This is a genomic window from Marinomonas sp. UCMA 3892 (genome assembly GCF_012726345.1).
GTDB lineage: Bacteria > Pseudomonadota > Gammaproteobacteria > Pseudomonadales > Marinomonadaceae > Marinomonas.
Genome location: NZ_PTXN01000014.1, coordinates 134,577 through 149,350, shown reverse-complemented (window position 1 = coordinate 149,350; position 14,774 = coordinate 134,577). Strand labels below are relative to the sequence as shown.

Here is a 14,774-nt window from a genome sequence, read left to right as displayed (position 1 = left end):
CCAAACCAAGAAACTGGACTTGTTCAAACAACGGCTTAAGCAGATGACGAAACGAAACGGCGGTAAACCGTTGAGTGATGTGATCAAACAGCTGAATCCGCTATTAAGAGGGTTCAGACAGTACTTCAGGATTGCCAATGCGAGTGGTGAATTCAAGAAAATCGCCCAATGGTTAAGGAGACGGCTTCGCAGTGCTCAACTAAAATTATGGAAGAAACCTAAACGGCTGCATCGAAGGCTCAAGCAACTGGGCTACAAGCCGCCGTTTAAGTACATCTCGATGACCAGTTGGAGAAATGCAGCGAGTCCATTAGCCAGCCACGCGATGCCAAACAAATGGTTCGATGAGCAAGGTTTGGTGAATCTTGAAGAAGTGAGAACGGGGTATGTGTTCAGTGTTTATACTGAATGGAAGTTTGCATGAGCCGTATACGAGGTCCGTACGTACGGTTCTGTGAGAGGGATGAGGCGGCAACGCCTCACCCTACTCGATGTGTTGCTTACTGTTCTATTTGTTTGTCAGTTCGTTTGTGCTGTGCAGAGAATCGTAAGTTAGGCTTTTCCCTGTTTCTGGTGCTACTGATAGTGTTGCAATTTTCTCTATTGCGTCTTCTAGCTCAATGGGCTCGAAATATATTAATGTGCCAATTGTGGGGTGATCTAGGTAGTTCACTTTTTTGCTGGCTGTTTTATTGCTTTGATTTAGCTTTAATACTAATGCAGGCTCGTATGCCTTGAATTCAGGTTGACTCTTTACTTGTGCAAATATTGAAGAGGTTCCAGTTTGTTCGTTGCTTTGAATGGGGTCAGGTTGAGTGAAACTGTCAAACAGGTAGTGTTTATATTGGATGTCTGACTCTAAGTAGCGCCCAAGTTTAATGGCTATGTTGCCAGTTAGTTCCGGATAGCCATCTTTTTCTTGTTCGCTATAGAATGATTTTCTGATGGTGTCTCCAGGGTATCTGAAAATTAGAGTCCATTTTTTGTTTGCTAATATAGTGACGTTTTTACCTAACCTTGCTTCGACGTTTCCGAAAGGTGTGGGTTGCGCATTGTTATCAGTGCTTTTTTCATCACCTGTTAGGCGAATAAGGTTGTCTGTCGAAAGAATGCTTTTGTAATTTACTTGCTCGCTAGTTAGGGCATCTGGCCATTGGAATGTCACCATATAGGCTTCGTATGCTCTGGCAGTGTCAGGATTAATTTCGCCGTCTTCAGCAAAGAGTTGAGTGTTTAGTAAAGCTAAGGATAAAAAAATAACAATCAAGGGTTTCAATGTAATAATTCCAAAGTCATTGTTGTTTGTTGGAAACGCTCTTCTGCGCTGTTCATTGGAGCTAAAAATTTCAATGTATCAGAGCCAACCAGTTTGTAAGTGTCGGGTTTTGTCTGGATTAGTCGAATAAGCTTCATAGGGTCGACCGGTGTTTTACTGTTGAAGAAAATCTTACCTTCTTTTGCATTGGCCTCAATTTTATTAATCCCAAGGCTTTCTGCTTTGAGTTTCAGTTCTGTTTGACGGAATAGATTTTTCGTTGCGTCAGGCAGTAGTCCAAAGCGGTCAATCATTTCTACTTGAAGATCTTTTAGTTCTTCGCTGTTTTTTGCGCTGGCAATACGTTTATACAGAATCAAACGTGAATGTACATCACCTAAATAATCTTCTGGAATGAGTGCAGGTACTCGTAAGTTTACTTCGGTTTGCGCCGGAGATGTAATGTCTATGTCAGGAGATTCGCCGTTTTTCAGGGATTTTACTGCTCTGTCTAGCATGTCCATGAAGAGAGAGAAGCCTACATGCTCAATGTGACCACTTTGGCCGTCGCCTAATAATTCGCCGGTGCCGCGGATTTCTAAATCGTGAGTTGCTAATGTGAATCCCGCACCAAGCGTGTCTGCCAGTGTAATAGCTTCTAAGCGTTTTTCTGCGTCGCCCGTGACTTTACGATCATTTGGGGTTAATAGATATGCATAGGCTTGATGGTGAGAGCGACCAACTCGACCACGTAATTGATGGAGTTGGGCTAAGCCAAATTTATCGGCTCGTTCAATAATGATGGTGTTGGCGTTTGGTATGTCGATACCTGTTTCTATAATGGTAGAACAGACGAGTACGTTAGCTCTTTTGTGGTAAAAGTCAGACATGACTTGTTCTAGCTCTCTTTCACGCATCTGTCCATGGCCAACGATAACACGTGCCTCAGGAATGAGTTCTTCCAGTTCCTCAGCCGTTTTTTGAATGGTTTGTACTTCGTTATGCAAATAATACACTTGGCCGCCACGGTGAAGTTCTCGCAAGATGGCTTCTTTTGTTTGGTGGTCGTCTTTTTGTTTTACGAAGGTTTTCACTGACAGGCGTTTGGCAGGCGGTGTGGCGATAATGGATAAATCGCGAATACCAGACAAAGACATATTTAATGTACGAGGGATAGGGGTTGCGGTGAGGGTTAAAATATCCACCTCTGCTCGCAAGGCTTTGAACTGTTCTTTTTGTTTGACGCCAAAGCGGTGTTCTTCGTCAATGATTACTAGACCTAAGTTGGCAAACTTGATGTCACTTTGTATGAGCTTATGAGTCCCAACGACTATGTCTGCTTTGCCAGACTCTAAGCGGTCAATAGATGTGTTGGATTGTTTGCCAGAGCGGAATCGTGACAAGAGTTCAATTTCTACAGGCCAATCAGCAAAACGATCGCAGAAATTTTCATAATGTTGTTGGGCTAGTAGGGTGGTGGGAACTAATACTGCCACTTGTTTACCATCTTGCACAGCAAGAAAAGCCGCTCGCATGGCCACTTCTGTTTTACCAAAACCTACATCGCCACAAACTAATCGGTCCATAGGTTTTTTAGCGGACATATCGGCCATGACCGCATCAATCGCCATTTGTTGGTCAGGTGTTTCTTCGAATGGGAAACCAGCTGAAAAGAGTTCGTATTGGTCATCGGGTTTAGCGAAAGCGTGTCCTACTCTGGCCTCACGTTTTGCGTAAATTTCTAGCAATTCAGCGGCGGTATCGCGGGCTTTCTCTGCCGCTTTTTGTTTGGCTGCACTCCACTTGTCTGTACCTAGTTTGTGTAGTGGAGCTGTATCCTCATCGGCACCGGTATAGCGAGAAATTAATTGTAATGAGGAAACAGGGACATACAGTTTGGCATCATTGGCATAACCTAGGGTAAGAAGTTCGGTTTCTTGACCATCTATTTCTAAATTAGTTAGCCCAAGATAACGCCCAACTCCATGATCAATGTGGACAACTGGAGCGTTTAATCTTAGCTCCGTGAGGTTGCGGATAATGGCATCTTCACTGATGTTATTTTGTTTGTTGCGTCGACGGTGTTGTGAAACGCGTTCGCCGAGTATTTCGCTTTCAGGAATGAGAGCTAATTCATTATTGATAATAAAGCCACGACCGATATTGCCTTCTGTGATGGCAAGTGTCTTTGTGGATTTACTGAAGGCTTCCCAGCCATCAACTTGTTTAGGTTTTATGTTGTGTTTCTTTAGTAATTCAAGCAGCGCTTCTCGACGACCTGCAGACTCGGCGACGATTAAGACTCTAGCGCTTGTATTGGCTAAGAAGTTTTGCAGCTTGCCAAGGGGGTGAGCGGCTTTAGAGTCAATTTTAACTGTATCAAGTGCTTGGTATGCTGGGTGCTCACCTGTGGTAGAAAAGATGATGTTGGTATATTGATTGAGCTTTGCAAAGAGCTCATCTTCACGTAGACAAATTTCATCGGGCTTTAAAATAGGGCGCTCGATGTTGTAATTTAGGGATTCATGACGGCTACGAAAATCAAGCTGGATGCTGGCTAACTGATCGTTAAAAGTATCCGATCTAATGATTAGAGTGTCGCTTGGTAGGTAGTCAAAAACGCTGGCGGTTTGTTCGAAAAATAGCGGTAAATAATATTCGATACCAGCTGGGATGATTCCGCTTGAGATATCTTGATAAATTGGGCTGGAAAGAGGGTTTGTTTCAAAGCGCTCTCTAAAAGCTTGACGAAATTGTTGAATCCCTTGAGGGGTGGTTGGAAACTCTTTTGCGGGAAGCATTTTTATTTCTGTTACTTTGCTGATGCTGCGCTGTGTTTCCGAGTCAAACCATCTAATGGATTCAATTTCGTTATCGAACCAATCTATTCTAATTGGGTTTTCTGCGCCCATAGGAAAAACATCCATCAAAGCGCCGCGAATAGCGTATTCACCATGCTCATGGACATTTTCAACATTTAAGTAGCCGGCATTGGAAAGCTTTCTGGAAAGTTGCTCAAGGGGAAGTTCTTGGCCTTCTTCTAAATGAAAGCGTTGGGTATCAAGGTGCTGCGTTGGGCAAAGGCGTGTTAAACAAGAGGCAACTGTTGTAAGAACAATGGGGTTTTTAGTTTCTGTTAGTTTAGCTAGTGTTTCTAAACGCTGAGAAATAATGTCTTGGTGAGGTGAAAAGGCATCGTATGGTAATGTCTCCCAATCGCTAAACCTCAATATTTCTCTTTTGTTTTGATTTAGAAACTGTATTTCATCTTCAAGCTCATTTAATTCGGCAACAGTATTGGCCATGTAAAGAGTTGGCAGTTTGTGTTGAGAGGCTATTGCTAACAGCTGTAATGCTTTTCTGCTGCCGTCTAGGCCATTAATTAAATTCTTGAAGCCTGGTTTTAGTGTGATTGATACGGTTTCTGACATGTTGGGCTTATTGTTCTCTAGTGGCGGATAACGTCAAAGATACTGAATCTGCAAAACGTAAGGCGTGTGGTTTTGCAACTTCTACTTTGGCATAAGTTACATGACTTGGTGTCATGCACAGTTCTAGTAAGTCTGCAGTAAGTTTTTCAAGCAACAAAAAGCGATTGTTCTCTGTGTGAGCTATCATTTCTTTGCAAATAGTTCGGTAGTTGACCGCATTGTCAACGTTATCTGTGTCGTATGCTTGAGAGGCTGGATAGTGTATCCAAGCGTTAATAACAACATCTTGTTTGTTTTGTTTTTCAGATTCATTGAATCCAATATAAGTTCGCAAACGTAAATTTTTAATATGAATTTGAGCTTCTGGCTTGATCATAGTTGTGCTTCCGTGTTTTTGAGCCTATTCATTTATTAGGCGATATTGTGTCGTTTTCAATCTAGTATGGCAACAGACTAAAAATACGGATCGGCAAGGTGTTTTGGATCGCCTTAACGGATTTTTATTCATTTAAATGAAATTTAAGCCAGAAGTCCCGTCCAAATATGTAATTAAGCAACAAAAAAACGTGTTTTTTATGGTTGTAAAATGCGCAATGAGTGCATTGTTGTCATTTTAAGTAAAAGTTGATGCTTAAAGACGCTCTCCTAAGCTGGTCAATGGGAGGAATGATCTTTATAATACGTCGGTTTTTTGGTGAAGTGAGTTTGCGTTTTACAATTAATTTAATATTGATTGTTCGTTCATGCATGTTTTCCCGGAGGGGGGTATGGACATTACGCATTGCGCTTTTTGTGTTCAATTTATTGTTGGGCAGAACATATGTATAAAATTACAAAAGGCCTAGATCTACCGATCTCAGGTGCTCCCAATCAAGTGATTGAGACGGCTGCTGCTGCTAAAACAGTTGCTGTGATCGGTCCAGACTTTCATGGAATGAAACCCACCATGCTTGTCAAGGAAGGGGACAAGGTCAAGAAAGGTCAAATTATTTTTACGGATAAGAAAACGGAAGGTGTTAATTATACTGCTCCTGCTTCTGGAACCGTAATTGAAATAAATCGTGGCGAACGACGTGTTTTTCAGTCTCTTGTTATTCGTGTTGAAGGTGATGAATCTGAAACCTTCACATCTTATTCTGGCTCTGAACTGAAATCTTTAGAGCGCAGTAAGGTAGTCGATAATCTGGTTAATTCTGGATTATGGACATCATTCCGTACACGTCCGTTTTCGAAAGTGCCTGAAATTGCTTCAGTGCCGAATTCAATTTTTGTTACCGCTATTGATACTAATCCGCTCGCTGCTTCTCCTGAAGTTGTGCTTGCAGATCAAGCGGAAGCATTTGCAGATGGTCTTACTGTGTTGACTCGTTTGACTGAAGGTAAGGTTTTTCTTTGCAAAGCGTCTGGTGCAAAAATTCCAACAACGTCTGATGTGACAGTTGAGGAATTCTCTGGTGTTCATCCTGCAGGTCTTGCTGGTACGCATATTCACTTTCTTGATCCAGTTAATGATAAGAAGACAGTTTGGTCTATTAATTACCAAGACGTTGTTGCTATCGGCAAACTTTTTGTTACTGGTGAGCTTAGTGTTGAGCGGGTTATCTCTGTGGCTGGTCCACAGGTTAAAAAGCCGCGCTTGGTCCGTACTCAAGTTGGTGCCAGCTTAAATGATTTGTTGGCTGGAGAGTTGTCTGAAGGCGACAATCGAGTGATTTCTGGCTCTGTTCTTTCTGGACGTAAAGCGTTTGGACCTTTTGCTTATTTAGGTCGCTACCACAATCAAGTATCTGTATTGCTTGAAGGTCGCGAGCGTCAAATGATGCATTACCTTCGTGCTGGTGTAGAAAAACACTCTATTATGAATGTGTTCTTGTCCAAGCTGACAGGTAAGAAATCATTCGATATGACAACGACTACAAACGGTAGTGATCGTACCATGTTGCCTCTTGGTAATTTTGAGCGCGTTATGCCGCTTGATATTTTGCCAACACAATTGCTACGTGCGTTGGTTGTGAATGATACGGAGCAAGCTCAAAAGCTTGGTGCACTTGAGTTGGATGATGAAGATTTGGCTTTGTGTACTTACAGTTGCTCAGGTAAGTTCGAATATGGCCCGATCCTTCGGGATTGCCTAACTCTAATAGAGAAAGAGGGTTAATTCATGGGGCTTAGAAAAGTACTCGATAAAATAGAACCTGAGTTTCACTCAGGTGGAAAATACGAAAAGTGGTACGCGCTTTACGAAGCTGTAGATACTATTTTTTATCGCCCAAGTTCTGTGACCAAAAATGGCTCTCATGTTCGCGATGCGGTAGATATGAAGCGCATCATGATTTTGGTGTGGATGTGTACATTCCCAGCTATGTTTTTTGGTATGTATAATATCGGCCTGCAAGCGAATACGGCAATGGAAGCAATGGGTGTTGCTCCTGCTGATTCTTGGCGCCATGCCATCATTGGAAGTTTAACTAGCTACAATGCGTCAAGCATTTGGGACAACATGATTTACGGTGCAATGTACTTTTTGCCTGTATACCTTGTTACCTTTGTGGTTGGTGGCTTTTGGGAAGTTTTGTTTGCCTCTGTGCGTAAGCACGAAGTAAACGAAGGTTTCTTTGTAACTTCTATCCTATTCGCTCTTTCTCTACCTGCCACTGTTCCTTTATGGCAAGTAGCGCTAGGTATCACTTTTGGTGTTGTCTTAGCGAAAGAGGTGTTTGGTGGTACAGGTAAAAACTTCCTTAACCCTGCTTTGGCTGGTCGTGCATTCCTATTCTTTGCTTACCCAGCGTCAATGTCTGGTGATGCTGTTTGGACTGCGGTAGATGGCTTCTCTGGTGCGACGGCACTGAGTCAGCTTGCTGCTGATGGTGTTCCAGGTTTGACTGTTGCTTGGTCTGATGCCTTCTTTGGCTTTATCCAAGGTTCAATGGGTGAAACATCTACTCTAGCGATTCTAATTGGTGGTTGTGCATTGTTAATCATGCGTATTGCTGCTTGGCGGATCGTTGCTGGTGTTATGTTAGGTATGATTCTAACTTCTGCATTGTTTAATGTAATTGGTTCAGACTCTAATCCTATGTTCGCTACGCCTTGGTATTGGCACCTAGTATTGGGTGGTTTTGCCTTTGGTATGATGTACATGGCGACTGATCCAGTATCTGCGTCAATGACGAATCGCGGTAAGTGGTTCTATGGTGCCTTGATTGGTTTGATGGTTGTATTGATTCGTGTTGTTAACCCTGCATATCCAGAAGGTATGATGTTGGCAATTCTGTTTGCGAATTTGTTTGCGCCATTCATTGACCACTTTGTTGTTCAGGCGAACATTAAACGGAGGATTGCACGCAATGGCTAGCAGTAACGATAGTATTAAAAAGACCATTATAGTTGCTTTATCTTTGTGTTTGGTTTGTTCTGTTTTTGTTGCAGCGGCAGCGGTAGGTCTTAAGCCTATTCAGAACTCCAATAAAGATTTAGACCGTAAACGTAATATTTTGTCTGCCGCTGGCATGCTTGAACCAGGTAAGTCAGTAGATGAAATATTTCAAACAGTTGAAACTCGCATAGTGAATTTGCAAACGGGTAAGTTTGCAACTCAAGCTGAGCTAGATGATGCTGGTATCAAGGTTGCTAGCTTCGATCAAAAAGTGGCTTCTAAAGATCCTAAGCTGTCTATAGCTCTAAAAGGCGAAAATGATCCAGCTGGTATCAAACGTCGTTCAAACTTCTCTGCGGTTTACCTTGTTAAATCTGGCGATAAAATTGAGCGAATCATTCTGCCTGTTCATGGTTATGGCTTATGGTCAACTATGTATGGCTTTATGGCCCTGCAGAACGACTTCAATACAGTGATTGGTTTTGGTTTCTATGACCAAGCTGAAACACCTGGATTGGGTGGTGAGGTTGATAATCCTAACTGGAAAGCGCTTTGGAAAGGTAAAGAAATTTACAACGACCAGGGTGAGGCTGTTATTCACCTTGTCAAGGGTGGTGTAGATAGCTCTGATCCTAAAGCTGCTTATAAAGTAGATGGGTTATCTGGTGCAACACTAACAAGCCGCGGTGTTACTCATCTTGTTCAATACTGGTTGGGTAAAGAAGGTTTTGGACCATTCTTGGCGCAACTACGTAGCGAAGGAGTTCAATAATGTCTGATGTGAAAAAAGTCCTCTTTGGGCCAATTCTGGCGAACAACCCAATTGCTTTGCAAATTTTGGGTATTTGTTCTGCATTGGCTGTAACAAGTAGTATGAAAGTTAGTTTGGTTATGGCAATTGCCTTAACTTTAGTAACGGCTTTTTCAAACTTTTTTATTGCGATTATTCGTAACCATATTCCAAATAGTATTCGTATCATCGTTCAGATGATCATTATTGCTTCTTTGGTAATCGTGGTTGATCAGATTTTGAAAGCATTTGCTTTTGAGATCAGTAAGCAGCTTTCTGTATTCGTCGGTCTAATTATTACGAACTGTATCGTAATGGGCCGTGCAGAAGCATTTGCAATGAAAAATGGTCCAGCAATGAGCTTTGTTGATGGTATCGGTAATGGTTTAGGTTACAGCGCAATGTTGATTGTGGTTGCCTTTTTCCGTGAATTGCTAGGTGCTGGTAAATTATTTGGCTTTGAAATCTTTGCTACAGTTCAGAATGGTGGTTGGTATCAGCCTAATGGTTTGATGTTGCTACCTCCAAGCGCATTCTTCGTGATTGGCTTGGTTATTTGGGCTTTGCGTTCTTATAAGAAAGAGCAAGTTGAAGAGCCTGAGTTCAAAATTGCAGCGAATTCTCGTTCTCAGGAGGCCCTATAAATGGAACATTTAATTAGTCTATTTGTTAAGGCTGTTTTTGTTGAAAACATGGCATTAGCTTTCTTCCTTGGTATGTGTACATTTTTGGCTTTGTCCAAAAAAGTAGAAACGGCCATTGGTTTGGGGATTGCGGTTGTTGTTGTTTTGGCGATCACAGTGCCTCTTAACAACTTGTTGTACAAAAATCTTTTGGCAGATGGTGCTCTTGAGTGGGCTGGTTTGTCTGGGGTTGATCTTAGTTTCCTAGGTCTATTGAGCTACATCGGTGTAATCGCCGCAGTCGTTCAGATATTAGAAATGACTTTAGACAAATATATGCCAGCCTTATATAACGCGCTTGGTGTGTTTTTGCCTCTTATCACGGTGAACTGTGCCATCATGGGGGCTTCATTGTTCATGGTTGAACGTGACTATGATTTTGGTGAGAGCGTTGTTTATGGTGTGGGTGCTGGTGTTGGTTGGGCGTTAGCAATTGCTGCGCTAGCTGGTATTCGGGAGAAACTTAAGTATTCAGATGTTCCTGCTGGTCTTCGTGGTCTAGGTATCACGTTTATCACTGTTGGACTAATGAGCTTAGGTTTTATGTCATTTTCTGGTGTGCAGCTTTAATTGGCTGCACATTTAGACAACCAAGAATAAGGTGTTAACTAACATGGTCAACTTAGAGATTATTCTAGGTGTGGTGATGTTCACAGCTATCGTGCTTGCGTTAGTGGCAATTATCCTTGCTGCTCGTGCGCGCTTGGTAAGTACTGGGGACGTTACAATTCGCATCAATGGTGAAAAGGAAGTAACTGCACCTGCTGGTGGTAAGTTGCTTCAAACTTTGGCGAACAGTGGCATTTTTCTATCATCTGCTTGTGGCGGTGGTGGTACTTGTGCCCAATGTAAATGTAAAGTGACAAGCGGTGGCGGTTCTATGCTATCTACTGAGCAGTCTCACTTTACTCGTCGCGATGAAAAAGAAGGCTATCGCTTATCCTGTCAGGTTTCTGTGAAGCAAGACATGGATGTAGAGGTTCCTGAAGAAGTATTCGGTGTTAAAGCTTGGGAATGTACAGTTGAATCAAACCCTAACGTAGCCACGTTCATTAAAGAGTTGACGCTTAAATTGCCAGAAGGCGAAAACGTTGATTTCCGTGCTGGTGGTTATGTTCAGCTTGAAGCGCCTGCGCATACAGTTAACTACAAAGACTTTGATATTGAAGAAGAATATCGTGGTGACTGGGATAAATTTAACCTTTGGAAATTTGTTTCTAAAGTAGATGAAACTGTTATCCGTGCTTACTCAATGGCGAACTACCCAGAAGAGAAGGGCATTGTGAAGTTCAATATTCGTATTGCTTCTCCACCTCCAGGTAAAGATGATTTACCTCCTGGTCAGATGTCTTCTTATGTGTTCAGCCTTAAGCCAGGTGATAAGATTAAAGTGTACGGTCCATTTGGTGAATTCTTTGCCAAAGATACAGATGCTGAAATGGTATTTGTTGGCGGTGGTGCGGGTATGGCGCCAATGCGTTCACATATCTTTGATCAGCTTAAGCGTTTGAATTCTAAGCGTAAAATTTCTTTCTGGTACGGTGCACGTAGTGTCCGTGAAGCTTTCTATACTGAAGAGTACGATAAGCTTCAAGAAGAGAACGAAAACTTCGAATGGCATTTGGCGCTTTCTGATCCTCAGCCTGAGGACAACTGGGAAGGTAAAACTGGTTTCATTCATAACGTTCTTTATGAGAGCTACTTGAAAGACCATCCAGCACCAGAAGATTGTGAGTTCTACATGTGTGGACCTCCAATGATGAACGCATCTGTTATTAAGATGTTAGAAGATCTAGGTGTAGAAAAAGAAAACATCTTACTTGATGATTTCGGTGGCTAGCACCTGAATAAAGACCCACCTTTTGGTGGGTCTTTATTTTATTGGCGACTAAAAAGACCTTATATGCGTAAAAAAATACTATTTTCAGTTTTCCTGCTTATCGTAATTGCGGTTGTGTACCGTCTTTCTGTTTTTACTCCTGAATTAGCGAGTTTTTCTGGCCCGACAATGGGCACTACTTATACAGTGAAGTTTTTTACGACTAAAGATGTTAACAATGCATCGGATTTGAAAGGCGAAGTTGACGCGGCATTAGTACGAGTGAATAAATTGATGTCAACTTACGATCCAAACTCAGAGCTGTCTAAATTTAATCAATTGCCTGAAGGTCAATCGGCGATGGTTAGTGAGGATATGGCTTATGTTATTGATAAGGCTTTGCTTATCAGTGAAATGAGTGATGGTGAGTATGATGTGACCATAGGTCCTTTGGTAAACTTGTGGGGCTTTGGTCCAGGAAAGCGTGAAGATAAGGTGCCGAGTCAAGCAATGATTGATGAGGCGAAGTTACGAGTGGGCTATCTACATTTGAAACTTGATGGTCGTCGTTTGACAAAAGAAAAAGATATTTATGTTGATTTATCCTCTATCGCAAAAGGTTATGGCGTTGATGTGGTTGCGCAGGTACTTCAAGATAGAGGGATCGAGAGTTATTTAGTTGAGGTGGGCGGTGAGATTGCATCAAAAGGTTTGAAGCAGGATGGAGCCCCTTGGCGAATAGCAATTGAAAGTCCTGCTGGTGGGCATGATATTGCAGAGCGTATTATTCCTGTGACAGATGTTGCTGTGGCAACTTCCGGTGACTATCGGAATTATTTTGAAAAAAATGGTGTGCGTTATTCCCATACTATTAACCCTGTTACAGGAAGACCAATTACTCACAAGTTGGTTTCTGTTACTGTAGTAGATAAAACAACAACTATGGCAGATGGGCTTGCTACTGCGATTACTGTTCTTGGGCCTGATAAAGGTTTCGAGTTTGCGCAAAAAAATGGTATTGCGGCTTATTTATTGGTGAAAACAGATTTCGGTTTTGAAGAGCACCCATCTGATGCTTTTAAAGCGTATTTGAAATAGGTTTTTAGGGTTTTGTTTTTAGGAGAGATATTATGTTAACGATTGTTTTGGCATTTGTTCTTATGCTTATGTTGGTTGCCGCAATGGCTGTCGGTGTATTGATGGGCAGAAAACCAATTTCAGGTTCTTGTGGTGGCATGAGTGCATTGGGAATGGAAGTGGCTTGCGATATTTGTGGTGGTGATAAAGGTAAGTGCGAAAAAGAAACGAAAAAAGGTATGGCGGCAACGGTTTCTGATGACACGTTTTATGACGCATCTAAATAATTGAACAGTAAAGAGGGTATTATGACAACGAGACATTATGATGTGGTGGTGTTAGGCACGGGTCCTGCCGGTGAAGGGGCAGCGATGAGTGCTGCAAAAGCAGGCAAAAGAGTGGCTGTAATTGAAGCGAGTTCGCAAGTGGGCGGAAGTTGTACGCATTTAGGAACCATTCCATCAAAAGCGTTGCGTCACGCCGTTAAGGAAATTATTGCCTTCAATACCAACCCAATGTTTCGTGATATTGGTGAGCCTCGTTGGTTTTCGTTTCCAAAGGTTTTAGATCGTGCAAACCGTGTGATCGATAAACAAGTAATGGGGCGTACGGAATACTATGCGCGTAATCGAATTGATATTTACTTTGGTAGAGGTAAGTTCAAAGATGCGAATACGATAGAGGTAAATACCTATGAAAAAGGGCCAGAACTTCTAGAGGCAAAAAAAGTTGTGATTGCAACGGGTTCACGTCCATACCGTCCTGCTAATATCGATTTTTCTCATCCTCGTATTTATTGTTCCGATACTATTTTAAGTTTAAGTCATACTCCGCGCTCTTTGATTATCTATGGTGCGGGTGTAATCGGTTGTGAGTATGCGTCCATTTTTTGTGGCTTGGGTGTGCGTGTTGAACTAATTAATCCAGCTAAAAAGCTATTGAGTTTTCTTGATGATGAGATTACCGATGCGTTGAGTTATCACTTGCGTGATGGTGGTGTGCTAATTCGTCATAACGAAACGTACGATTCGGTTGAAACCACAGAGCGTGGCGTTGTGATGCATATGGCGTCAGGTAAAAAATTACGTGCAGATGCTTTGTTGTTTTGTAATGGTCGATCAGGAAATACGGATAATTTGGGGTTAGAGTCTATTAACTTAGAAGTTAATAGTCGAGGCCAATTAGCGGTAAATGATACTTATCAAACGCAGGTTGAAAATGTCTATGCTGCAGGTGATGTTATCGGTTGGCCAAGTCTAGCTAGTGCTGCGTACGATCAAGGTCGTGCAGCGGCAGCTAATATGTTTGGTGCGCCAGGTGGTGAGTTCATTAGTGAGGTGCCAACAGGTATCTATACCATTCCTGAAATAAGTTCGGTAGGCAAAACGGAGGCTGAATTAACGGCTGAAAAGGTGCCTTACGAAGTGGGTCGTGCTTTCTTTAAAAACACTGCTCGCGCTCAAATCACAGGTGAGGCGGTTGGGATGCTGAAGATTTTGTTTCACCGCGAGTCTTTGGAGTTGTTAGGGATTCACTGTTTCGGTGACCAAGCGTCAGAGATTGTTCACATTGGGCAAGCGATTATGAAGCAGCCGGGCAAGCAGAATACCTTGAAGTACTTTTTAAACACGACCTTTAACTATCCAACTATGGCGGAAGCCTATCGAGTTGCGGCACTTAACGGTTTTAATCGAGTGTTCTAATTTTCGGTTGTAATAAAAAATGCCCGCTTCATTGAAGCGGGCATTTTTGTATGTCTTTTGTTGATTAGCTGCCTTTAATTGCGTAAATGCCTTTTAGATTTCTAAAGAAGCCTTTGTAGTCCATGCCGTAACCAAATAAGAATCTGTCAGCTACATCAGTTCCGACATAGTCGGGTGTCATGTCTGTTTTGCGATCATGTAATTTGTTTATGACGGTAGCGGTATAAACACCGCTTGTTCCTTGGTCCTCTAGCCATTTAGTAATTGCTTGTAGGGTGTGTCCTTGATCGAAAATATCATCCACAACGAGGACGTGTCTGTTTTTAAGGCTTGTTTGTGGGTAGCTTAGCCAATTAAGTGAGGCGCCTTCTGTATCCATGCCGTAGCGTGTCGCATGAATATAATCGAGCTCTAATGGAAAGTTTAATCGTTCTATCAGAGCGGCTGTTGGAATTAGTCCGCCATTCATAACGCAGAGGACAAGAGGGAGTTTATCTGCTAGATCTGCTGTTATTTGTGTTGCCATTTTATCAAGGGCTACGTTAAGTTTTGCTTCGTCAACTAAGCAATCCGCCTCATCTAAAATTTTGTTTAGGTCGTTGATTGTATTCGTCATGGTAAGCCCTGTTGTTGAAAA

Annotated in this window: 14 protein-coding genes; 10 read left to right on the top strand and 4 right to left on the bottom strand. The window is 42.2% G+C overall.

Annotation, left to right across the window (positions count from 1 at the left end; genetic code table 11):
• On the top strand, nucleotides 1-424 hold a 424-nt coding region (locus tag B6N13_RS18370), incomplete at its 5' end, for a group II intron maturase-specific domain-containing protein (protein ID WP_282434091.1).
• A gap of 84 nt (nucleotides 425-508) precedes the next feature.
• Here B6N13_RS18370 and B6N13_RS18365 read toward each other — a convergent pair.
• Genes B6N13_RS18365 through folX form a run of 3 tightly spaced genes read right to left on the bottom strand, consistent with a single transcriptional unit; the run spans nucleotide 509 to nucleotide 5,062 of the window.
• On the bottom strand, nucleotides 509-1,276 hold the full coding sequence (locus tag B6N13_RS18365) for a CsiV family protein (protein WP_169460234.1): 768 nt from the start codon (nucleotides 1,274-1,276) through the stop codon (nucleotides 509-511).
• Complete coding sequence (gene mfd, locus B6N13_RS18360; protein ID WP_169460233.1) at nucleotides 1,273-4,686, bottom strand: transcription-repair coupling factor; 3,414 nt, start codon at nucleotides 4,684-4,686, stop codon at nucleotides 1,273-1,275. The genes B6N13_RS18365 and mfd overlap by 4 nt, the downstream gene beginning before the upstream one ends.
• Before the next feature lie 7 nt (nucleotides 4,687-4,693).
• The gene (gene folX / locus B6N13_RS18355) at nucleotides 4,694-5,062 is read right to left on the bottom strand and encodes a dihydroneopterin triphosphate 2'-epimerase (RefSeq protein WP_012069419.1); all 369 of its coding nucleotides are present in this window, start codon (nucleotides 5,060-5,062) and stop codon (nucleotides 4,694-4,696) included.
• Nucleotides 5,063-5,506: 444 nt separating this feature from the next.
• Here folX and B6N13_RS18350 point away from each other — a divergent pair, with 444 nt between their 5' ends.
• The 9 genes from B6N13_RS18350 (at nucleotide 5,507) to sthA (ending at nucleotide 14,137) form a co-directional block, all read left to right on the top strand.
• On the top strand, nucleotides 5,507-6,844 hold the full coding sequence (locus tag B6N13_RS18350; protein ID WP_169460232.1) for a Na(+)-translocating NADH-quinone reductase subunit A: 1,338 nt from the start codon (nucleotides 5,507-5,509) through the stop codon (nucleotides 6,842-6,844).
• 3 nt (nucleotides 6,845-6,847) lie between these two features.
• Nucleotides 6,848-8,044 (top strand): NADH:ubiquinone reductase (Na(+)-transporting) subunit B, encoded by a 1,197-nt coding sequence (locus B6N13_RS18345; RefSeq protein WP_169460231.1) that lies wholly within the window; start codon nucleotides 6,848-6,850, stop codon nucleotides 8,042-8,044.
• Nucleotides 8,037-8,837 carry a Na(+)-translocating NADH-quinone reductase subunit C gene (locus tag B6N13_RS18340; protein ID WP_169460230.1) on the top strand — a complete coding sequence of 267 codons (801 nt, stop codon included), beginning with the start codon at nucleotides 8,037-8,039 and terminating at the stop codon, nucleotides 8,835-8,837. The genes B6N13_RS18345 and B6N13_RS18340 overlap by 8 nt, the downstream gene beginning before the upstream one ends.
• The gene (locus B6N13_RS18335) at nucleotides 8,837-9,499 is read left to right on the top strand and encodes an NADH:ubiquinone reductase (Na(+)-transporting) subunit D (protein ID WP_012069423.1); all 663 of its coding nucleotides are present in this window, start codon (nucleotides 8,837-8,839) and stop codon (nucleotides 9,497-9,499) included. The genes B6N13_RS18340 and B6N13_RS18335 overlap by 1 nt, the downstream gene beginning before the upstream one ends.
• Complete coding sequence (gene nqrE, locus B6N13_RS18330; RefSeq protein WP_012069424.1) at nucleotides 9,500-10,108, top strand: NADH:ubiquinone reductase (Na(+)-transporting) subunit E; 609 nt, start codon at nucleotides 9,500-9,502, stop codon at nucleotides 10,106-10,108.
• 43 nt (nucleotides 10,109-10,151) lie between these two features.
• Complete coding sequence (gene nqrF / locus B6N13_RS18325; RefSeq protein ID WP_012069425.1) at nucleotides 10,152-11,378, top strand: NADH:ubiquinone reductase (Na(+)-transporting) subunit F; 1,227 nt, start codon at nucleotides 10,152-10,154, stop codon at nucleotides 11,376-11,378.
• Between the two features lie 63 nt (nucleotides 11,379-11,441).
• Nucleotides 11,442-12,455, top strand: coding sequence for an FAD:protein FMN transferase (locus B6N13_RS18320; RefSeq protein WP_169460229.1), 1,014 nt, complete (start codon nucleotides 11,442-11,444; stop codon nucleotides 12,453-12,455).
• A 32-nt stretch (nucleotides 12,456-12,487) separates the two neighbouring features.
• Nucleotides 12,488-12,721: a (Na+)-NQR maturation NqrM gene (nqrM, locus tag B6N13_RS18315; protein ID WP_012069427.1), complete on the top strand. Its 234-nt coding sequence runs from the start codon at nucleotides 12,488-12,490 to the stop codon at nucleotides 12,719-12,721.
• Between the two features lie 21 nt (nucleotides 12,722-12,742).
• On the top strand, nucleotides 12,743-14,137 hold the full coding sequence (gene sthA, locus B6N13_RS18310; RefSeq protein ID WP_012069428.1) for a Si-specific NAD(P)(+) transhydrogenase: 1,395 nt from the start codon (nucleotides 12,743-12,745) through the stop codon (nucleotides 14,135-14,137).
• A 64-nt stretch (nucleotides 14,138-14,201) separates the two neighbouring features.
• On the opposite strand, the gene B6N13_RS18305 is transcribed toward sthA, so the two are convergent.
• Nucleotides 14,202-14,753 carry a hypoxanthine-guanine phosphoribosyltransferase gene (locus B6N13_RS18305; RefSeq protein ID WP_012069429.1) on the bottom strand — a complete coding sequence of 184 codons (552 nt, stop codon included), beginning with the start codon at nucleotides 14,751-14,753 and terminating at the stop codon, nucleotides 14,202-14,204.
• Between the last annotated feature and the right edge of the window lie 21 nt (nucleotides 14,754-14,774).

What these genes read in the sequence shown, in the direction of transcription:
- nqrM (WP_012069427.1), top strand. Translation starts at nt 12,488, where the DNA reads ATGTTAACGATTGTTTTGGCATTTGTTCTTATGCTTATGTTGGTTGCC.
- B6N13_RS18305 (WP_012069429.1), bottom strand. Translation starts at nt 14,753, where the DNA reads ATGACGAATACAATCAACGACCTAAACAAAATTTTAGATGAGGCGGAT.
- sthA (WP_012069428.1), top strand. Translation starts at nt 12,743, where the DNA reads ATGACAACGAGACATTATGATGTGGTGGTGTTAGGCACGGGTCCTGCC.
- folX (WP_012069419.1), bottom strand. Translation starts at nt 5,062, where the DNA reads ATGATCAAGCCAGAAGCTCAAATTCATATTAAAAATTTACGTTTGCGA.
- nqrF (WP_012069425.1), top strand. Translation starts at nt 10,152, where the DNA reads ATGGTCAACTTAGAGATTATTCTAGGTGTGGTGATGTTCACAGCTATC.
- B6N13_RS18340 (WP_169460230.1), top strand. Translation starts at nt 8,037, where the DNA reads ATGGCTAGCAGTAACGATAGTATTAAAAAGACCATTATAGTTGCTTTA.
- B6N13_RS18345 (WP_169460231.1), top strand. Translation starts at nt 6,848, where the DNA reads ATGGGGCTTAGAAAAGTACTCGATAAAATAGAACCTGAGTTTCACTCA.
- B6N13_RS18350 (WP_169460232.1), top strand. Translation starts at nt 5,507, where the DNA reads ATGTATAAAATTACAAAAGGCCTAGATCTACCGATCTCAGGTGCTCCC.
- B6N13_RS18335 (WP_012069423.1), top strand. Translation starts at nt 8,837, where the DNA reads ATGTCTGATGTGAAAAAAGTCCTCTTTGGGCCAATTCTGGCGAACAAC.
- nqrE (WP_012069424.1), top strand. Translation starts at nt 9,500, where the DNA reads ATGGAACATTTAATTAGTCTATTTGTTAAGGCTGTTTTTGTTGAAAAC.
- mfd (WP_169460233.1), bottom strand. Translation starts at nt 4,686, where the DNA reads ATGTCAGAAACCGTATCAATCACACTAAAACCAGGCTTCAAGAATTTA.
- B6N13_RS18320 (WP_169460229.1), top strand. Translation starts at nt 11,442, where the DNA reads ATGCGTAAAAAAATACTATTTTCAGTTTTCCTGCTTATCGTAATTGCG.